The organism is Enterococcus sp. AZ103 (genome assembly GCF_051714685.1).
GTDB lineage: Bacteria > Bacillota > Bacilli > Lactobacillales > Enterococcaceae > Enterococcus_A > Enterococcus_A alishanensis.
The window spans coordinates 829,471-850,064 of record NZ_JBIOSI010000001.1 but is presented as its reverse complement, the minus strand read 5'-3'; the positions used below and the strand labels follow the sequence as shown (position 1 = coordinate 850,064).

At 35.6% G+C, this 20,594-nt stretch carries 23 protein-coding genes; 3 read left to right on the top strand and 20 right to left on the bottom strand.

The genetic code is table 11. The features are described 5' to 3' along the window. Positions 1-12: 12 nt before the first annotated feature. The 4 genes from ID741_RS04290 to ID741_RS04275 all read right to left on the bottom strand — a co-directional run bounded on the left by ID741_RS04290 (position 13) and on the right by ID741_RS04275 (position 2,924). The gene (locus ID741_RS04290) at positions 13-324 is read right to left on the bottom strand and encodes a PTS fructose transporter subunit IIB (RefSeq protein WP_218327360.1); all 312 of its coding nucleotides are present in this window, start codon (positions 322-324) and stop codon (positions 13-15) included. A gap of 4 nt (positions 325-328) precedes the next feature. Next, a complete protein-coding gene (locus tag ID741_RS04285) occupies positions 329-796 on the bottom strand; it encodes a PTS sugar transporter subunit IIA (protein ID WP_218327361.1) in 468 nt (155 codons plus the stop codon). Then, entirely contained in the window at positions 797-2,284 is a 1,488-nt protein-coding gene (locus tag ID741_RS04280) for a BglG family transcription antiterminator (protein ID WP_438719167.1), read from the bottom strand. A gap of 262 nt (positions 2,285-2,546) precedes the next feature. Continuing rightward, on the bottom strand, positions 2,547-2,924 hold the full coding sequence (locus tag ID741_RS04275; protein ID WP_218327363.1) for a PTS sugar transporter subunit IIA: 378 nt from the start codon (positions 2,922-2,924) through the stop codon (positions 2,547-2,549). Between the two features lie 130 nt (positions 2,925-3,054). Here ID741_RS04275 and ID741_RS04270 point away from each other — a divergent pair, with 130 nt between their 5' ends. Beyond that, the gene (locus tag ID741_RS04270) at positions 3,055-4,683 is read left to right on the top strand and encodes an ABC-F family ATP-binding cassette domain-containing protein (protein WP_438719166.1); all 1,629 of its coding nucleotides are present in this window, start codon (positions 3,055-3,057) and stop codon (positions 4,681-4,683) included. A 41-nt stretch (positions 4,684-4,724) separates the two neighbouring features. Here the strand turns inward: ID741_RS04270 and ID741_RS04265 are convergent, their stop codons facing one another. After that, positions 4,725-5,690 (bottom strand): AEC family transporter, encoded by a 966-nt coding sequence (locus ID741_RS04265; RefSeq protein ID WP_438719165.1) that lies wholly within the window; start codon positions 5,688-5,690, stop codon positions 4,725-4,727. A 210-nt stretch (positions 5,691-5,900) separates the two neighbouring features. Between ID741_RS04265 and ID741_RS04260 the strand changes: the two genes are divergently transcribed. Further along, complete coding sequence (locus tag ID741_RS04260; protein WP_438719164.1) at positions 5,901-6,782, top strand: LysR family transcriptional regulator; 882 nt, start codon at positions 5,901-5,903, stop codon at positions 6,780-6,782. Between the two features lie 41 nt (positions 6,783-6,823). On the opposite strand, the gene ID741_RS04255 is transcribed toward ID741_RS04260, so the two are convergent. From ID741_RS04255 to ID741_RS04210, 10 genes are all read right to left on the bottom strand, one after another. Then, on the bottom strand, positions 6,824-7,015 hold the full coding sequence (locus ID741_RS04255; RefSeq protein ID WP_218327367.1) for a hypothetical protein: 192 nt from the start codon (positions 7,013-7,015) through the stop codon (positions 6,824-6,826). Continuing rightward, positions 6,999-7,298 (bottom strand): helix-turn-helix domain-containing protein, encoded by a 300-nt coding sequence (locus tag ID741_RS04250; protein WP_218327368.1) that lies wholly within the window; start codon positions 7,296-7,298, stop codon positions 6,999-7,001. Before ID741_RS04250 ends, ID741_RS04255 begins: the two co-directional genes overlap by 17 nt. 306 nt (positions 7,299-7,604) lie before the next feature. Beyond that, positions 7,605-8,219: an AAA family ATPase gene (locus tag ID741_RS04245; RefSeq protein WP_438719162.1), complete on the bottom strand. Its 615-nt coding sequence runs from the start codon at positions 8,217-8,219 to the stop codon at positions 7,605-7,607. Next, positions 8,219-9,085 carry a class II fructose-bisphosphate aldolase gene (locus ID741_RS04240; RefSeq protein WP_218327370.1) on the bottom strand — a complete coding sequence of 289 codons (867 nt, stop codon included), beginning with the start codon at positions 9,083-9,085 and terminating at the stop codon, positions 8,219-8,221. Before ID741_RS04240 ends, ID741_RS04245 begins: the two co-directional genes overlap by 1 nt. 22 nt (positions 9,086-9,107) lie before the next feature. Then, positions 9,108-9,527, bottom strand: a complete 420-nt coding sequence (locus ID741_RS04235; protein ID WP_438719161.1) for a tetratricopeptide repeat protein — start codon at positions 9,525-9,527, stop codon at positions 9,108-9,110. A 16-nt stretch (positions 9,528-9,543) separates the two neighbouring features. Next, positions 9,544-10,827: a PTS sugar transporter subunit IIC gene (locus tag ID741_RS04230; RefSeq protein ID WP_218327372.1), complete on the bottom strand. Its 1,284-nt coding sequence runs from the start codon at positions 10,825-10,827 to the stop codon at positions 9,544-9,546. A 22-nt stretch (positions 10,828-10,849) separates the two neighbouring features. Then, complete coding sequence (locus tag ID741_RS04225; protein WP_218327373.1) at positions 10,850-11,158, bottom strand: PTS sugar transporter subunit IIB; 309 nt, start codon at positions 11,156-11,158, stop codon at positions 10,850-10,852. A 22-nt stretch (positions 11,159-11,180) separates the two neighbouring features. Further along, a complete protein-coding gene (locus ID741_RS04220) occupies positions 11,181-13,256 on the bottom strand; it encodes a BglG family transcription antiterminator (RefSeq protein WP_438719160.1) in 2,076 nt (691 codons plus the stop codon). A 299-nt stretch (positions 13,257-13,555) separates the two neighbouring features. Beyond that, entirely contained in the window at positions 13,556-14,422 is an 867-nt protein-coding gene (locus ID741_RS04215) for a DegV family protein (RefSeq protein WP_218327375.1), read from the bottom strand. A gap of 83 nt (positions 14,423-14,505) precedes the next feature. Beyond that, complete coding sequence (locus ID741_RS04210) at positions 14,506-15,051, bottom strand: YbaK/EbsC family protein (protein ID WP_438719159.1); 546 nt, start codon at positions 15,049-15,051, stop codon at positions 14,506-14,508. A 98-nt stretch (positions 15,052-15,149) separates the two neighbouring features. Between ID741_RS04210 and ID741_RS04205 the strand changes: the two genes are divergently transcribed. Beyond that, positions 15,150-16,040 (top strand): LysR family transcriptional regulator, encoded by an 891-nt coding sequence (locus ID741_RS04205; protein ID WP_438719158.1) that lies wholly within the window; start codon positions 15,150-15,152, stop codon positions 16,038-16,040. A gap of 23 nt (positions 16,041-16,063) precedes the next feature. On the opposite strand, the gene ID741_RS04200 is transcribed toward ID741_RS04205, so the two are convergent. The 5 genes from ID741_RS04200 to ID741_RS04180 form a co-directional block, all read right to left on the bottom strand. Then, a complete protein-coding gene (locus ID741_RS04200) occupies positions 16,064-17,356 on the bottom strand; it encodes an adenylosuccinate synthase (protein WP_438719157.1) in 1,293 nt (430 codons plus the stop codon). Between the two features lie 167 nt (positions 17,357-17,523). Next, positions 17,524-17,946: an SRPBCC family protein gene (locus ID741_RS04195; RefSeq protein WP_438719156.1), complete on the bottom strand. Its 423-nt coding sequence runs from the start codon at positions 17,944-17,946 to the stop codon at positions 17,524-17,526. Between the two features lie 71 nt (positions 17,947-18,017). Next, the gene (locus ID741_RS04190) at positions 18,018-18,845 is read right to left on the bottom strand and encodes a helix-turn-helix domain-containing protein (RefSeq protein WP_438719155.1); all 828 of its coding nucleotides are present in this window, start codon (positions 18,843-18,845) and stop codon (positions 18,018-18,020) included. 46 nt (positions 18,846-18,891) lie between these two features. Further along, positions 18,892-20,253: a replicative DNA helicase gene (gene dnaB, locus ID741_RS04185; protein WP_218327380.1), complete on the bottom strand. Its 1,362-nt coding sequence runs from the start codon at positions 20,251-20,253 to the stop codon at positions 18,892-18,894. An 86-nt stretch (positions 20,254-20,339) separates the two neighbouring features. Then, positions 20,340-20,582 carry a hypothetical protein gene (locus ID741_RS04180; RefSeq protein WP_438719154.1) on the bottom strand — a complete coding sequence of 81 codons (243 nt, stop codon included), beginning with the start codon at positions 20,580-20,582 and terminating at the stop codon, positions 20,340-20,342. Positions 20,583-20,594 lie beyond the last annotated feature (12 nt).

The window sequence follows — 20,594 nt, the reverse complement described above, 5'->3', positions numbered from 1 at the left end:
CCCCCTCATTATTTATGTGTTAACTAATTGTTCTACTTTTTTAATCAATCCTTGTGGTGCTTTAATCACTGTATTAGTGGGAACTTCTACCACTTTTTTTCCGTCAAAACGATTTTTTCCGCCAATTTTGATGTCAGCTGCGATAATGACTACATCTGCTTCTTTGATTTGCTCATTGGTCAATTCATTTTCAGTACCGATGGTTCCTTGTGTCTCGATGTGAATCTCATGCCCTAAAGCTTCACCTGCTTTAACTAATTTTTCCCGTGCAATATAGGTGTGGGCAATTCCTGATGTACATGCGGCAATTCCTACAATTTTCATAAACCTATTCCTCCTCTGCTGTTAATAGTTCAAAAATTTCATCACTCGATTGAGCATTTCTTAAATTGGTTAATAAATCTTCGTCAGCTAATAAAATCGCGACTTTTTGTAATAATTTAATATGAGTGGTGGTTTCATCTGTTTTTTTGACAGCAAACAGAATAACCACATTGACTGGTTCATCATCTAAGGATTCCCACTCGATGGGACTCTTAGTCGTTCCTACGGCGATGGTTGTGATTTTGACACCATCTGATTTTCCATGAGGAATCGCAATTCCATTACCTAAACCAGTGATGCCTTCTTTTTCCCTAGCTAAAACATCTTGGACAAAAGTTTCTTCATCTGATAAATAGCCTTGATCATGTAATCTTTTAGTTAATTCTCGAATGACTGCTTCTTTGTCAGTTCCTTCCAATCCAGTAATGATTAAATTCTTATTGACAACTTCTTTAATATCTAACGTATCCATTTATAACCCCTCCAATAATTTAGCGACATTTTCTTGGTCGCGCTGTGTAAACATGAAATTAACTAACAAACTTGGCACATTGCTTTTGTTATCCAAACTGACTGTCGTCAAAATAAAATCAAAGCTTTCTTTTCCCAGTTTTTCATAATTTTTCTTGTATTGATTTAATGACACTACATCGACAATATCTAAATCAGGAAAAGCTCTTTGGACCTTAATTTTTAATAATTCACTGGTACCAACGCCGCTACTGCACATGATTAAAACTCTCCGTTGGAATCTTTTCTTTTCTAAAATTTGGGCAAAATACAAAACCAAGAAACCGATTTCATCATCTGAGATATTTAAACTTTCAAATTCTGACGACAAATCATCCAAAGCTTTTTGCAAGGCCACATAGATTTCGCTATACTCTCGCCGAATATCTTGAATCAATTCATTTTTTACAATAATGCCGTTCTTACTGCGGTAAAGCATTAAGCGTAGATGTTCTAAAAAGCTGGCGTCATCAATAATTTCAATGAAGGAAAAATTCAATTCAGCTTTTAAATACTTGGCTAAGTGCAATGCCAGTATAGTCACTTCTTCCGATTCGTTCGTCATAGCTTGAGCGTTTTCGTTTGTGCTAACTCTTGAAGCCATAATATATTGAAATAAATAAAACACTTCGATCTCATCAATTTCAGCTACTAGATAGTCTTCAATTCGTTGAATGATTTTCTTGGCGATTTCAAATTTTTCTTGATTTTGTTGAATCAGGTTTTTTTCTTCCCCATCTAGTTCTGACAACTTACTGACTTCTGGATTGGCGACTTTACCTTTACGAAACCGTGACAACAAAATATAAATGTGAGAAAAAATATTGACATTATACGGATAAGGAATCGGGTTCCCCACCATTTTTTCAATGTATTCCAATAATGAAGTAATTAAATCCGCATCATAGGAGTTCATCGTCTCATCATTTACGACATAGGTTTCAGTTGTTAAAAAAGAACCCATTGAAATAAGTTTATAACTCAGATGACGAATTTCTTTTTCCGAACCAACTAACGAAACTAGATTGCGTTTTTTCTTTATTGCTAATTGATAAGGCTTAACTGTTTCCCGCATTTTTTCAATGTCTTTAATAATCAATTCATTTGAGACGAATTGTCCTTCATATAAAGTTTGAATATCCATGGGATGAGGCGATTTAAATAGCAACTCTAATAAGATCCGGTTACGACGCCCTTCAGCATTATCTTCTTGGGTATTTTCTTGTTCGTTGATTACTTTCAGATACCTTTTGTAATTTAACGACAACCCCTTACCTGTTTGTGTTTCAATCACTGGACCATTGCTACTTAGTTCATTGATTTTTTTTACTAGTCGATAGACAGTTTTAGTAGAAATTCTCAGATTGTCAGCAATTTCTTGCGCAGTTAAGATTTTTTTGGTTGAAAGAAAAATCTCGATCAAACTGCTCTCTTTTTTACTAAGCTGCATGTCAACCAACTCCTTAATTGAATTATAAGCTCAAATTTTAATCATAAATTTAAAAGACTGTCCTAATCTACGGACAAAAAAGATAACGCTTACAAAAAATATAACTTTTAAATTTTGAGCATATGACCTTTATGATAACAATTAATATTAGCAAAAAGTGCTGATTTTCAATATTTAAAAACAAACAAAAAAACAGCCGCTTATCATTTCAGATCAATGACTAAGCAGCTGACGGGTGATTTATCTTTAAATTTATTTAAATTTACATTTTTCTAATACCGGTTTGGCTGTCGCTTACTAATAATTCTGCTAACTCGCTACCAGTTTTTTTGCGGTTCATTAAAGCTTCCATTAACATCGGTAGATTCACGCCGGTAACTAAGTGTTGTCGTTCATCATCTACAACACACTGACTCACATAACGAAAGGGGGTGCCCCCAAAAATATCGACCAACCACAACAATTCATCATTACGCTCTAATGTTTCCTCGCCTAATTCGACAAAATGTTCTTTCATTCCAATCGTGCCAGGTGCCACAGAGATAGTGATGACATCCTCTTGGGTGCCAACGATCGATTCAGCTGTTTTTAATAATTCTTTGCCAAAATGATCATGGGTCGCCACAATTATACCAATCATTTTCCAACCTCCCTTACAGATAAGTCTAACTTATTTCTCAAGTAATCTCAAACATCCCTTGAAACTTCTTCATTTGGTAGCTATAATTCAAGGAGGCTTTACGCCAATACATAAAAAGCGAGGACAATCATTGATTACAGTAAGTGATGTCAGTTTACAATTTCCTGACCGTAAATTATTTGATGACGTAAATATTAAATTCACTCCCGGCAACTGCTACGGCCTAATCGGCGCAAATGGTGCAGGGAAGTCGACTTTTCTTAAAATTTTGTCTGGAGAAATCCAACCTTCCACTGGTAACGTAACCTTAGGACCTAACGAACGGATGGCTGTCTTAAAGCAAAATCATTTTGACTTTGAAGACTACACTGTTTTACAAACAGTAATTATGGGCCATGAACGTCTTTACCAAGTGATGCAAGAAAAAGATGCCATTTATATGAAAGAAAATTTTTCTGACGAAGATGGGATTAAAGCTGCTGAACTTGAAGGCGAATTTGCTGAATTAGATGGCTGGGAAGCAGAACCAGAAGCGGCTGTCTTATTACAAGGGCTAAACATTCCAGAAGGATTACACCAACAAAAAATGAGTGAACTAACCGCCGGACAAAAAATCAAAGTCTTGCTGGCACAATCATTATTTGGTAAGCCTGATGTACTATTACTAGATGAGCCTACCAATGGTTTAGATATCCAATCTATCAATTGGTTGGAAGAATTTCTAATCAACTTTGACAATACCGTGATTGTCGTATCCCATGACCGTCACTTCTTAAACAAAGTGTGTACCCACATGGCTGACTTAGACTTTGGTAAAATTAAACTATATGTTGGGAACTACGATTTCTGGTTAGAATCTAGTCAATTAGCCGCAAAATTACAATCACAACAAAATGCTAAAAAAGAAGAACAAGTCAAAGAATTACAAGACTTTATCGCACGTTTTAGTGCCAATGCTTCAAAATCTAAACAAGCAACATCTCGTAAAAAAATGTTGGAAAAAATCACGATTGACGATATTCAGCCATCTTCTCGTCGTTATCCATTTGTGGCATTCAAGCCTGAACGTGAAATCGGCAATGATTTATTACAAGTAGACGATGTTAGCGTAACAATTGATGGCAAAAAGATTTTAGACAATATTTCATTTACCTTGAATAAAGACGATAAAGTTGCCTTTGTAGCTGAAAACGACTTAGTCACAACTACTTTATTCAAAGTAATCATGGGTGATTTAACACCTGACCGCGGTACCGTTCGTTGGGGTGTCACTACCAGTCAAGCGTATTTACCAAAAGATCCAAGTAAGGAATTCGACACAAACTTAACTATCTTAGATTGGTTACGTCAATATGCTTCTAAAGAAGAAGACGACAATACTTTCTTACGAAGTTTCTTAGGTCGGATGCTCTTTTCAGGTGATGAAGTATTAAAACCGGTCAATGTCTTATCCGGTGGTGAAAAAGTTCGTTGTATGCTATCAAAATTAATGTTAGCAAAATCAAATGTCTTGGTTTTAGATGATCCAACCAATCACTTGGATTTAGAATCCATTTCAGCATTGAATGATGGCTTGATGGCTTACAAAGGCTCATTATTATTTGCCTCTCATGACCATCAGTTCATTCAAACAATTGCTAATCGGATTATTGCTATTTCTGACAGTGGATTAGTCGATCGCGCCGAAACCACTTATGACGAATTCTTAGAAAATCCTGATGTACAACAAAAAATGAAACATTTATTTACTGGAAACTAGAAAAAAGGAAGTCGCTTAAATCAAGCGACTTCCTTTTTAGATTAAATAAATTGAATGATTTGCATCAAGATTGGTACCACGACCACGAATAAAATGGTTGAGGTTGTCACTAAGTTCGTCGCATATTTTACATCACCATGAGCTTCATTCGCCAAAATAGGCAAGACTGCTAACATTGGTGTAGCTGATTGAACAATCAAGGTTTGACGTAATAATGGTGCTAAATCTGCGCCAAACAAATTACTACCTATAGTAATCAATAAAATGACCGCAGCTGGCGCAATCACAAAACGACCGATCAAAGCAACTACCGTATCACGATCAAACTTAATACTCTTCAAGCCAGCATCATATAAAACAATCCCGATATAAAGTAGTGATAATGGTGTCACGATGCCACCCACATAACTCAAGGTATTGTTAATAAAATCTGGCACTGGAATACTTAATAGTAAGAAAACTAGCGCAACAATAAAACCTAATAATGGTGGTGGCAATAATTTTTTCCAATTTAATTTGGCTTTTGGTCCACCTTTTACTTTTGTCGGATCATCATTGGAAATCAAGAAGACCCCAAATGCCCAAGTGGATACAGTATTGGTGACATAATAAACTAAGAAATAAGGTAAGGCTTTATCACCAAACAATGCCATATTTAACGGCAAACCAATAAAAATTGTATTGGCGTTAGCGATAGCATTCATAAATATACCACGACGTCCAGGGCGTATCTTTAACACTTTGACTAAGATGTAAGCAATGATATAGGAAATAATTACACCGCCGACAGGATAAATCAGACTACCTGATAGGGAAATTAAACTGTCTTTTGTCAAATTTTTTAAAACTGACACAAAAATTGATGCCGGCAAAGCTACTTTCGTAATTAATGACGAAATACTTTTACCAAAACTTTCATCAAACCAACCTTGACGCTTTAAGATATAACCTAAAGCAATCATTAATATAATACTAATAACACTTTCAATCGATTGAAAGAAAACCATGATTCACTCCTCCTAATATCCACTTCTCGATAAAAACCTTTCGCTTAATATGACGGTATCATTTTCAGCTTATTTTGGCTTTTTTGCTGTTTATATCCGTTTGTTAAGTGCACAGTTATTCTAGTCGTAATTTGTTAATATAGTCAAAACATAGAAGTATGATAAACTATTTTTATATGAGTAACGGAACATTTTAAGAGGAGCTTTTCTATGAATTTAAAAGATTTAGAATATTTTCAACGCCTTGTAAAAGAGCGTAATTATACAAAGGTCGCAGAAGCCTTTAAAGTAAGTCAACCCACTGTTACCTACGCCGTACAACGATTAGAAGAGATTTTTGGGACGAAATTAATTTACCGTGATCAAAGTCATAAGCAGCTGACCATTACACCTGCTGGTCAAATATTGTCACAACATATTAGCACAATCCTACATGAGCTTTATGTTGCCAGTACGGAAATTAATCGTTTAAAAGACGAGAAGATCGCCTTTGGTTTACCCCCTATTATTGGTAACTATTATTTTCCTAAATTATCAACGCAGCTTTTTGAACACGATTTAATGAATCAGATTAATTTAGTGGATGCTGGTTCAATTGACTTGGTTACCATGTTACAACGAGGAAAAATTGACTTAGCCTTATTGGGCTCAATCTCTCCTATTCGTGATCATCAGTTAAATAGCCATTTACTAATCAAAAAGAATTTTATGATTGTTGTTAGTCCACAACATCCACTGGCGCAACGAAAAAGTGTTGCTTTTGCTGAATTAAAAGCTGAAAACTTTGTCATCTTAAATGAACATTATGTCCATCCAGAAGCCTTTAAGATGATGGCTCAACAAGCCGGTTTCGAACCAACTATTATCTATCAAAATAACAATCTGAATATATTAAAAGGCATGATTCGTGAGCAAGTCGGGATCGGTTTTCTGACCGAAATCGCAGTCAACGAGGAAGACCATTTAGTTTGTCTGCCGATCGAAGACACACCGCAGCCGCATTTTTTGATTTCATTGGTTCAACGAGATACGGCTACCAGTTCAAGTATCAGACAAGAATTAATTGGATTGATTAACCAATTAGCGCTTTAAAAAAAGCATGTACCGGAAAAAAATTCACCGGTACATGCTTTTTAATTTTGCTTGGCTAAGCGCCAACGATAGACATGAGCCAACAGTAAAAAAATAAACGGAATACTACATGAGATCCAAAGCCACGGAGGAACATAACCAACAGGCGGTGCCATACCGCCGCCTGCTAAAGCCAGTAACGCTACCCCGCAAAGATTATACAAAACAGCAATCATTCTATTGATTTTCACCATCTTTTTCTACTCCCCTCTTTGCCGGAAGCCCATAACTTTTTCGAAAATTATCCGCACCCATTAAATAATCAAAAAAGCTAGGTTTTCCTTGACCAAGTAACACATCCACTTTTTTTCCATATAATTGACTTAAACGACTTAACTGATCTAGATCAGGATAGCTTTTATCTAATTCCCACTTGGAAATGGTCTGAGGGGTCACGTGTAATTTTTCAGCCACTTCTTTTTGGGTAAGCTGTTTTTGCTGACGATAATATTTTAGCTGTTCTCCAATTCGAATCATTGACGGCCACCTCTTTTATTTTATTATAGCAAGCTTGTTTATTCATTTACTATAAAATGTGGGTAACTATTTTGTTGACGGGCACTTTTCCAACTCAACGATGAGTTGAATCGTTGCTAAATCAAGAGTAAATGATCAGATGCGTCATAAAAGATTTACGGAATTTTTCTTACTTTCTTACCCGACTCAACAAATCAAAAAATCAGTTGCGTGTCATTGAATATGGTGATTTTTTTCTTTAGACAAAAAAACTGTAGACATCTTCCTTTTTTGAAGATGGTCTACAGTCTAGATTAGTTTAAGAATTTATCTTTGATTGATTCGTTCAGCCAATTCAATTAAAAAAGAATCATAGTCAACTTTAGAAAAATCAGATACATCGAATTCATACAAATCACCTAATTGAAAATGATTGTATCCTCTATTTTCGATGACTTGCTTAAACTCTTCTTCGGTAATTAAACTATCAGCTGTTGTCCGATTAATTAATTCATCGCCAAAATGATACTGGCTCATGATATGACTTAAATGACGATCATTTTCGACATCACGGACTTTACGTCTCTGCCATAAAATATCAAAGTCCGCAGTCAGACGAATCGTAATGATTTGATAGTCATGTTTTTCGGCTAAATGAGTTAGCCGATCGGCTTGTTTATAGCTGAAGGGATATTCTGATACAATGACCCGTTTTCCTGCTTCCATATATAAGTCTAATACACCATAATAAAATTTCCACACGCGTTTTTCTAATTGAGCTTTTTCAGCCAGATTATCAAACCCGACTGAATCAGCTAAAATTTCTTTACCTTCATCTGGCGTAATGACAAATGGATCAGGAATAACTTCTTTGATTCGATCGATTAAATAAGTCTTACCCGTTGCTGGGCTACCTGCGATTAAAATCAAATATTTTTTCATTAGATTGTTTGTTTGATGGGACTTTCTACATTCATAAATAAGCCAATTTTGTGTTTCACAATATTTTTCACGGCGATATTCGCAGGGATAACATTATGCCGTAGAGATTTATTGACTTCGGTTTCACCAAATGAATCTTTGGCTGTTTTTGTCCAATTTACTAATAACTCTGTACCGACGTTAAATTTACGGATACCGTTATTAATTAATTCTGGATAATCTTCTTCTTTTACACCGGTACCGCCATGAATAACCAATGGACAATCAACTACGGCATGAATTTCTTTCAGTAATGGAATATTGACTTCGGTTTTTGATTTAAATTGACCGTGATTGGTTCCAATCGCAATAGCCAACGCATCTACGTCAGTGGCTTTAACAAATTCTACCGCATCTTCAGGACGAGTATAAACTTTATCATCTTCAGCAACAGAAATACCTTCTTCGGTGCCACCAATTGTCCCTAACTCACCTTCGACTGACACACCACGGGGATGCGCATATTCCACTACTGCTTGGGTTTTAGCGATATTTTCTTTAAATGGTAAGTGAGAACCATCATACATGACACTTGAATAACCAGCATCAATTGCTGCCTTGATTTCATTAAAATCTCGGGCATGGTCTAAGTGTAAGACCACATCTACCATTTCATCCTCAGCAATTTCTTTAACGACTGCAACTAACACTTTGTAGCCAATGTATTTAGCTGTATCGATACTTGTTTGAATAATAATTGGTGCCCCCATTTCTTTTGCGGCACGAATCATTTCTGGCAACATTTCTAAATTATGAGTATTGAAAGCCCCAATGGTCATATTTAACGCTTCTGCTGTCTCAGTTACTTGTTTTAAATTCTTATACATATCATCATTACCTTCTTCTTTTTTATTTTCCGCCAACGGTTACTTTTTTAGCGATTTGGCGCATGTCATCCATTTTGTTCATATATTTTTCAATACCTTCGTCGTCACCATTTCTAGCAGCTTCTGCTCTTTTGGCATTGTATAAACTCATTAATTTCTTGTAGCCATCACCAATACTTAATTTCAAGTCCAAACTTTTTTCTAAAGCAAGGATGGCTTCGTCAACTTGACTTAATTTTTCATAAGCCAAACCTAATGATTCATAAAGTTTCGCTAATTCAGCATCTTGCAAAGGATCAGCGGCTTCAAGTTCTTTGACTTGAATCTTGATTCTTTCAATTTGATCTTTCAGCTGCTCCTGTTCTGTTTCAGAAAGTTGTGGTTCTTCTGGGACTAGTTTAGCAGGCTGTTTTTCTTTATTTTTTTTCAAAAAGCCAAACATCGAATCTCTCCTTTAATTAGAACATTTTTAGTAACGGGCTAAAGATCCAAGCATATAGTAATGCGGCTGCCACTGTATCAACATCGGTTGCGGTGGCATTAATGAAGCCCATGCTATTGAAAATTCCGACTAGTAATGCTGGCAGTAAGGTAATGAAGAACCCATGGGCAATCCCACCAATAATTGCGCCACGACGACCACCGATTTCATTCCCAAATATCCCAGCCGTACCGCCGGCAAAGAAGTTGGTTAACATACCAGGTAGAATCATCGCTAAGCCAAACATTGGTAAAACAAACATGGCAATCACGGTTCCGATCGTTGTCGTAATAAAGCCTAAAATAACTGAGTTCGGTGCGTATGGGAAAAAGACGGGACAATCTAATGCTGGAATCGCATTTGGCACTAATTTCATAGCAATTCCGCGGAAGGCTGGAACGATTTCACCTAACAATAAGCGGACACCAGCAAGTAATACATAGACACCCACAACAAATTGAATCGCTTGCAAGAATGCAAACATCAAATAATTTTGCGCGCCATGGTCACCAACACCAGGACCGGCAAAAGCTGCCGTAATAATATATAGTGGCACCATTACCACCATCACAGATAGATACGTATCTTGTAAAAATTCAAAAGAAGAAGGTAATTTTAAATCTTCAGCTGATTTTTTATTTTCACCTTTTTGACCAAAAATATAAGCGACACCGGCTTCAAACAAGTAACCAATCGTACAAAAATGACCTAAAGCAATATCGTTAGAACCAGTTACACGGCGAATAATTGGTTGGGCGATCGCTGGCATAGCAACTGCGAAAACGGCACCGATAAAACCACCGACTAAAATTAAGGCAATCCCTCGCAAACCTGCAAAGTATCCAAAAACAGTCGTCATGGTAGCCATCCATAAAATGGCTTGCCCGGTTAAGAAAATGTATTTCCACTTAGTGAAACGAGCAATTAAAATATTAAAAACAAAAATTGCTAAAAATGTTAAGGCGATATCGCGACCTAAACCTAGCTCGTTCATGGCTTGACCATTAATGGCTTCAATCGATGGGACAATCCCTTGCATCTTGAAACCTTCTTGGAAAATTTCACCAAAATAAGTTAAACTTCCGACAATAATACTAGAACCTGCACTTAAAACTTGAAAACCTAGCAACGTCTTCAATGTACCTGAAATAATTTGACCGACTGATTTCTTTTGTAACACCAGACCAAGCATGGCGATTAATGCAATCGTAATCGATGCCTGTGTCAAAATATTTTCAATAATAAAAGTTATAACGCCCATTATTACTCCCCCTCAATTTTGATTAGATAGCGCCTTTTGCTTCTAAAACTGGAATTAATTTTTCTTCAATCTCTGCTTTAGAAACAATATTTTTTAAGAAGACAACAGCTGTCTTGCTTTCATCAATTGAAAATTTTTCAAATTGTGATTGGAAATTAGTTGCTGTAATAATCACATCTGGTTGAACCGACGCTGCCGTTGAAATATCCACATGATCTAATTTTGCATTAACACCTCTTGCATTTAATACATCCTCAGCTGCCATTTGAGCCGCAAAACTACTTCCTAAACCTGCACCACATACGAATAAAATACTGACTTGTTTACCCATTTTTTTCTCTCCATTCTATTTTTTATTGAAATAATGTATCTTTAAAAGCATCAACTGAGTCCAATTGACACAAATAATCTAGTTTTTCTTCATCATTGATTAGAGCAATCAGATTTTTCATAATGTTTAAATGAGAGTATGAATCGATTGCTGCTAAACAAAAAATGATTTTTACTGGATCGTTGTCGGGATTGCCAAAAACAATCGGCTCTTTTAAAGTCGCGACACTCACCCCTAATTTATTTACGCCATCTTCTGGTCGCGCATGAGCCAGTGCCAGATGCTTTCCGATCACAATGTAAGGCCCATATTGTTTGACTGAATCAATCATGGCGGTCACATAATTTTCTTCAATCACCTTTTCTTTTAATAAAGGTTCTGACACTCGTTGAATAGCCATTTGCCAATCATCTACTTGTTGGTTTAATAAGATATGACTGTCCTTTAAGACATCCTCTAACATAGGCTGAATCTCCTTCTTGTTTATAGTTAAATTATTTTTATCAAATGTGTTTTCCAGCTGACTATAAATCTCACCTGTGATACTGCCACCACTGGCTTCAATAATATTTATCAGTGAATAAAACATCTCAGTTGCATCAGCCGTATTGTTTACCAAACGTCGTAAACTGGCATGTTGTTGTAAAAAATCAATTATTCGTTGTTTATCTTTTTCGCGGATAATAGGATTGACTTCTAACAATGGACGATTCTGATAATTAAGTGCCACGGATGAAAAAACTAAATCAACATCCAACTTATCAATTAATTCAGTCTCACGAGAACTCAATATTGCCAAAACCTCAATATTAAACAGCTCTTTAAGATTTTCAGCTAGTAATTTTCCCGTCGCTACGCCATGATTACAAACCACAACCGCTTTGTAGATATAATGCAAATCTTGATTGATTGCACTAACCGAAGTGGAAAAATGAATAGTTAGAAAAGCTACTTCATCATCACTAACCTTTTTTTCACCCCACCATTGATTTTTTTTCATGAAATTTTGAATGGCTTGATAAATTCCAAAATAATTTTTCTTGATATTCTCTTTTAAAGGATTCACAATTTGAATCTGACTTTTTACGCGATTGATTAATCCGGCAATATGTTTGTACAATCCTTCTTGCAAAACTTCTTCCTTGCGGGTAAAGGGAATTTTTGTTTCATTTTCCACGTATTCAATCAATTGAATCGATAGTAATTGTGCTTGCACCCATTCGATTGAATTATTCATGTCCCGAGAATTAAAGGTATTTAGCATAAAGACAATGTACTTAATCTCAATTTCGGGGGGGTTAATTTGAAAAGTCTCACAAACAGCGTTGACAAAATTTCTCATGTCGCCTGTCGGTACATCCGCTGTCTCCCAAGCAGTACTAGCAATTAAATCTTGGCGCATATAGCGACTTAACCAAACAGCCGTGAAAATAATTAGCTGATTGCGATAAATATCATCCTCCACAAAAGAGACGGTTTGTATGTAGAGATCATCTAGCTTTTTTAACAAATGATTGGAAATGTATTTATCTAATAGCAACCGATTAAGTGAGGCTTTTTTATCGATATTGGTTAAATTAAGCACTCCGACAGTTCGATTAATCACGTCATAAATCATGGTGCGAACCGAACGCTCGGCACCTCTTAAGACAATTCCTTGCTTAGGAACACTCATGACTTCGATTCCATATTCTTCCAGTTCACTTCGAACACGCCGCATATCTTCATCCAAAGTGCTTTTAGAAATCTGATATTCCTCTTCCTTTTGGTATAAAAAAGTATTTTTCTGACCTAAAGTGAAAGTTAAAATCAAATCAAAAATGCGATTTTCTCTTTCAAGATATTCATTTTCGCTGGCTTCTTTTAAATATATTCCTAGTTGATTTCGTTCTTCTTTAGACAATGAAAGTTGATAACCCTTTTGACGAATACTTTTGATTTCAGATATTTTTTTCTCTTTTAAAAATTGATTGATTTCTTTTAATTCATTCCGAATAGTTCTGATGCTTACCTTGAAATCTTTTTCCAAACTGGTTAATTCTAAAGGATAGTCTGAAGCAATAAATACTGACAAAATTGAAAGTGTTCTTTCTTTCATGGCGTCATCCCCTTGTCTGACCATATTATATAGCCGTTATATATTCCTTGATAAGTAGATATGTTTGCACTTTATTTTTGCAAAAATGTAAGCGCTACACTTAAAATGCGTCAATTAATAACATAAACATATATAGATTTTACTATTTATATCAACTTAAATACTTTTAAAAAAACGCTTAAAAAAATAGAAAAACCTATTTTATTGAAGCGTATGCTTTTATTAATCAATGTCATTTTTTTAGTTTGTTATTTTTTGACAAAAAAATAAGCAGCCATCGCTGGCTGCTTGATTCTTTTTTAAACTCTTTCGACGCCTCGTGTAAAGACGGCGATACATCCTAATCCAGTATGACTGGCAATTGTTGTCCCTAGTGGAAATATCTGAACTTCTTTCACCGAGATTTTTTCTTCGATCATTTCTTTCAAGGTTAAAGCATCTTCCATCGCATCACTATTCGTAATAAAAATAGATTGTTCAGTCGAATTTTCAGTTGTTGAAATAATTTTGTCAGCTAAAAATTGTAACGCTTTTTTTCTACCACGAATTTTTTCTAAAGTACGTAATTTTCCTTCAGTATCAACATCGATGATTGGTTTCACGTGTAACAATCCACCAATTGCAGCACTGGTTTTTGAAATTCTACCGCCTCTTTGCAAGTGATTTAAATCATCCACCGTTACCCAATGTTGATAACGCAATCGGTTTTCTTTTAGCCAACTTAACAAATCTGATAGAGTCATTCCTGCTTGTTTTTTTTGGGCAGCTTCATAAACCATTAAACCTTGTCCACCGCTAGCTGCTAAAGTATCAAATACATGAATTTCCGCCTCGGGGAAATCTTCTTTAACAATTTCCACAGCTTGCAGCGCACTCTGATAAGAGCCGCTCATTCCAGAAGTAAAACATAAATACAAAATTGGCATCTTCATTTCTGCATATTTCTTGAAAAATTCTACATAACGGCCAACGTTTACTTGTGAGGTTGTCGGCATTGCGCCGTTTCTGATTTCTTCGTAAAAATCCTGAATCTTAAATGTCTTACCTAGATCATCGGCAAATTCTTCACCATTTATGCTGACATACATTGAAATAAAATCAACGTGATGTTCATTCAATATCTCATAAGGAATATCACAACATGAATCAGTTAATAATTGATACATTTTTTCCCCTCCCACTTTTTAACTATCTCTATTTTACTCGATAATTAACAGGATTGGAAAATATTACGCAAAAAAACTTTATTTCATTTATTAAGTTCAATTATTTTAACTTTATTTTTAATTGATGGTAAATATTTTGCTAAAATATCTTGGGTATCTATTTTTAAATAATTTGTTGTTGTACCATCACTACAGCCATAAAAAATTTGGTGAGTCACTTCTTCATCTATAATAATTTGCACATTCTTAGCAGAGTCTAATAAGCCACTGAAAATTGTTGCGGCACCTATTTTAGTCCCCAATATTTCCTCCATCAAATCAATACTAGCAAACGACACCCGTGCCACACCCAAAGCCTGACTAAATTCTTTAGCTTTAAAGGGTTTTTCGCCAGTAGTCACTAATAAGTAAAATGACGTTTTCTGACGATTCGTTAAAAATAGTGTCTTCACCATCTCCATCGATAACTTTTGATTAATTACCTGACAATCTGACATCGTAATCGCTTCATCAGTTTCCACTCGTTCAAAAGGAATCGCTAATTTTTTTAAATTTTGATAAGTTTCTCTCTGTAGTTCTGTTAAAAATTTTTGTGGGGCTTCCTTTGTTATCTCACTTACATAAAACATTTCTTCACTCTTTTCTTGTTACTAAGATAAAAACACGTTAACATAATTATTAAGATTACAAAAACGAATTTTTAGCATCTTTAACATGACGATTTCAGATGAAAGTAGGAAATGATATGGATATGAACATTCAAAAGTATATTGCCTTTGTTAAAACCGTTCAATTAGGTAGTTTTACCAAGGCAGCCCAGTTACTTAACTATTCTCAATCGGGAATTAGTCGCATGATTCATGATTTGGAAAAAGATTGGGGCGTGACTTTGCTAGAGAGAAACCGTGCTGGTTTAAGACTGACTTCTGACGGATTAAAAATTTTTCCCTTAGCTGAAGAACTCAGTGAACAATATCAGCATCTGCAAAATCGCTTAGAAGAATTAACGGATCTGCAAACCGGCACGATTCGAATTGGCACCTTTTCTAGTGTGGCTACTCACTGGTTACCAGAATGGATCGCCGATTTTAATCAAAAATATCCTGCTATCGAATTTGAATTGTTGCTAGGTGATTATCAGGAGATTGAACAGTGGATTATTGAAGGACGTGTTGACTTTGGTTTCTTGCGTCTACCTACCTTACCGGCATTAACAAGTGTCGCTTTAAAAACTGAGACTTTTTTAGCTGTCTTACCCAAAGATCATCCTTTAACCTTAAAGAAAAGTATTAGTAAAAATGATTTAGTCAACTATCCCTTCATTTTGCAAGAACGAAAAGGCAATTCTGATATTATCGAACTTTTCCAACAAGAATATATTAACGCTAAAATCCAATATCGAACTTGGGATGACTATTCAATTTTAGCTATGGTGGAAAATAATCTAGGAATCAGTATTTTACCAGAATTAATCTTAAATAAATTGAATTATCAAGTCACTCTTCGACCACTAGACTTCTTTGCACAACGCCAAATTGGTTTAGTCTACAAAAATCAAGATGCGCTTTCTTTAGCCAGTAAAGTATTTATTGCCAACATCAAAAAAGAGTTGTCATAACGACAACTCTTTCATCATTCAAATTAAACTTGTGCCCAAACACTTTCTAAGATGTTGGTTTGTTTACGATCTGGTCCAACTGAGAAAGTTGAAATACGAACACCAACTAATTCTGAAACACGACGGACATAGTTACGGGCATTTTCTGGTAATTCTGCCAAAGTCCGGCATTCAGTAATATCTTCAGACCAGCCTGGTAATTTTTCATAAACTGGTTTGCAGCGATTTAATTCCTTCAAACTTGCTGGATAATGATAAATTAATTCACCATCTAATTCGTAAGCTGTACAAATCTTCACTGTATCCAATCCACTTAACACATCAATTGAGTTTAAAGATAGATTTGTGATCCCAGAAACACGTTTAGAATGACGCATTACAACTGAATCAAACCAGCCGACACGACGAGGACGACCAGTTGTTGTACCGTATTCTTTACCCACTTCGCGAATCGCATGACCGACTTCATCATGTAATTCAGTTGGAAACGGTCCGTCACCGACACGAGAAGTATAAGCTTTACATACACCTACGACTTTATTAATCTTCGCTGGTCCAACACCGCTACCGATAGTCACACCACCGGCAACTGGATTCGAAGAGGTAACAAATGGGTATGTTCCTTGGTCGATATCTAACATAACGCCTTGGGCACCTTCAAATAAAACTCGTTTACCTTCGTCTAACGCATCATTTAAAATAACTGACGTATCAGTCACATATTGTTTGATTTCTTGACCATATTGGTAATATTCTTCAAAAATATCTTCAAAATCCATTTCAGTATCATCAAACATTTTTACAAATTGACGGTTTTTATCTTCTAAGTTCATTTTCAAACGATCTTCAAAGATTTCTTTATCTAATAAATCGGCAACCCGAATTCCTACTCGAGCGGCTTTGTCCATATATGCAGGACCAATCCCTTTGATTGTTGTACCGATTTTGTTATCACCTTTTGCATCTTCTTGCAATTGATCTAATTTAATATGATAAGGCAAAATCACATGGGCCCGATCTGAAATTCTTAGATTATCTGTTGCAACGCCTTTTTCATGCAAATAAGCCAATTCTTCTACTAGAGATTTCGGATTGACCACCACACCGTTACCAATCACGCTGATTTTTTCAGGATAGAAAATCCCTGATGGAATTAAGTGCAATTTATAAGTGACGTTATCAAATTTAATGGTATGGCCGGCATTGTCTCCCCCTTGGTAGCGAGCAATCACTTCCGCATTTTCACTTAAAAAGTCCGTGATTTTTCCTTTACCTTCGTCGCCCCATTGAGTTCCTACAACTACTACAGATGACATCTGAACACCTCGTTTAAGATTTTTTTGGCTCCATCGACATTGTATCAATTATGGCAGGGGGATTCAATCAATATTCGAATATTTATACAAATAATTTTTGAAAACAAGGTAAAAACCGAACGTTTTTTTTATGATTCATAATTTTCACTATAATTTGCTGAAAGTGATTAAATAGTTATATTTTCATTCGCCAATCTTTGCTTCAAGAACGTTAAATTTTTGGCAAATGCTTGTTTCACAATTGGTTTATAAAATACTATTGGTAAGTGTAGTTTGTGATTTTCTAAGATAGTTAGTTTTTCCGTTACGTTTGTATTTTCTGCATTTTTTTCTAATTCAAAAGTCAAAATATAGCTTAAGATGTCACCGTAAATTTGGAAAATAATTTTCTGTGATTCCTTGCTGACAGTTACTGTTTCCGTTTGATTGATCGCCTGCTCCATACGGATAATTTGATAATTATCTTCGTTAATTTTGATGGCTTGAATTGAGGGATTCCATTCTGGTAAATTGGTCACATCCATTAGATAATCAGTGACCGCCATTACTTCTGCTTGAATAGTTATTTGATTGATAAATAGTGGTTTCATAAAAAAACCGCCTCCTTTGTTTTGATAAACATAGGATAGCGGATCAGCTAGTAATAAAAAAATAAGCATACTTATATTTCTTTAAATACAGCCTCTTTATACAATTCTGCGAAAATGTCACTGCGTTTCTTTGCTTCTGTCACTTGATTCAGCTGGATCGTTTCTTCTGCAATCAATGCCATTAAATAATATAAATTGGCAATCATAAAAGTAGAAGAATGATCAGTGATATATAAAATACCCTGATTAATTGTCGCAGCGGCTGCTAAGTATTCAGTCATCTCAAATTCTGCCAAAGCCTTTAAATAAAACAAGATATTTAGATTCTCTTCATAAGGGGTTTGGGTCAAATTTTTTATGCTGGCTGCTAAAAAATCATGACTTAGTTTTTTCTGCGTCTGTTTAGCATATACTACTCCCAAACTAACTTGAATCAAACGGGCTAAGGTAGTTGTTTCAGTAGAATTTTCCGCTAACGCCAATTTAAAAGCCTGTAAACATTCCGACAAATCAGCTGCTAAATGAAAATAACTACATGCCAAATAATAATAATAAGCGCTATATTCTTCAGCTGTTTCAATCGCTTCTAATACTTCGGAACTCAGTAAAAAATCCTGCAACTCTTGGTACTGGTGTTGATTGCATAGTTTTTCAGCTATTTCACTAAAATTTTTATTTTGACTAATCATAAAATGATCTTGTAAAACCAACAAATCCGCTTGAATACCTAATCGTTGGCATAGTTGAATCAGTAACTTGCTATTAGGTAAATATTGGCCGTTTTCTATCGCTGACAACATCGGTTGCGAGCATAAACCATTAGCCAAATTTTTCTGAGAGAGCTTTTGTTCTTTGCGGATTTGTTTGATTCTTGCTCCAAAGGTTTGTTTTTTATCCATCGCAAACTCCTTTTAAATAAAAAAGCCGACTTCAATTGAAATCGACTTAAAACTCTTGTCTTGGTGTTAAAGAAGAAAACTTATTGTATTCTTTGATAAAGAGTAATTCAACCGTTCCTCGGGCGCCACTTCGGTTTTTTTCGATAATGACTTCGATGACGTTACGATTAGCTGCTGAGTCTTCACTCTCTTCGCCTTCACGTTCATAATAATCTTCACGGTATAAGAAAGCCACGATATCTGCATCTTGCTCAATCGAACCAGATTCACGAATATCACTTAACACCGGACGTTTGTCTTGTCGTTGTTCCACACCACGAGAAAGCTGTGATAAAGCAATCACAGGTACTTTTAATTCTTTGGCAATTTTCTTTAGCTGACGAGAAATTTCAGAAACTTCTTGTTGGCGGTTTTCTCGACCAGTTCCTTCGATTAATTGTAAATAATCAATCAAAATCAGACCAAGATTACCTTTTTCTTTAGCTAATTTATGACACTTTGCGCGAATCTCAGAAATTTTAATCCCCGGTGTATCATCAATAAAGATATTAGCTCTCGATAAGCTTCCCATTGCTACAATCAAACTTTGCCATTCTTCTTCTGATAATTGACCGGTTCTTAAATGGCTGGCATCAATCGAACCTTCTGCACAAAGCATCCGATTCACTAAAGATTCCGCCCCCATTTCCAAACTGAAAATAGCAACTGATTGATCGGTTTTGGTTCCGACATTTTGGGCAATATTTAAAGCAAAAGCGGTTTTCCCAACAGCTGGACGAGCAGCTAAAATAATCAATTCTTCTGGTTGTAAACCAGCGGTCATTTTATCTAGTGCCACATAACCAGTCGGCAAACCAGTGATATCTTCATTATTGCGAGACAGTTGGTCGATATTTTCAATCGCACTAGTTAACACATCAGAAATCGCTAAAAAGCCACTTTTGTTACGGCGTTCCGAGACTTCCATGATGCTACGCTCTGCGGTATCTAAAATCGTTTGAACATCGTCACTTTGCTCAAAACCTTCTGTCACAATATTGGTCGCTGTTTGAATCAAGTTTCGCAACAGGGATTTTTCTTCGACAATTTTGGCATAATAAGCTACGTTGGCAGCAGTCGGCACATTAATCGCCAGTTCTGATAAATAACTGACACCGCCTGCATCTTCTAATAAATTATCTTGCTCCAGCAGTTCTTTCACTGTAATGACATCAATCGCTTCATTACGATCACTTAATGCAATCATCGTCTGAAAAATCACTTGATGACTCCGACGATAAAAATCAGCTGGTGTTATGTACTCCATCGCGGTAATTAGCGCATCAGCATCTAAAAAAATCGAACCCAAAGTCGCTTGTTCGGCTTCCACACTTTGCGGCGGGATGCGATCTTGTAGTAATTCACTCATTTTTTTAGCTCCTTTACATCCCCTAATTCTACAAAATATAGTTCATAAATACAATGGGAACAAAATAAGATATAAAGGAGCTTAATTTATTTTTGCCATTTCTTTTGAAAATAAGCAAAAATAAACGCTGAACCAACGACTACGCCGTAATACAAAACCGTAAAATAAAACGGTTCGCCACCAGCAAAATAAAAATAATATAAAACAATCGAAGCCATTGCAAAGAAACAAGACAGATACATCTGACGTAACGTTCGATCAAATAAAACCAAAGTATAGGCTGATAGAATAAATAAGATACAACATAAAATAAGTACTACTGAATCCATTTCTATTCCCTC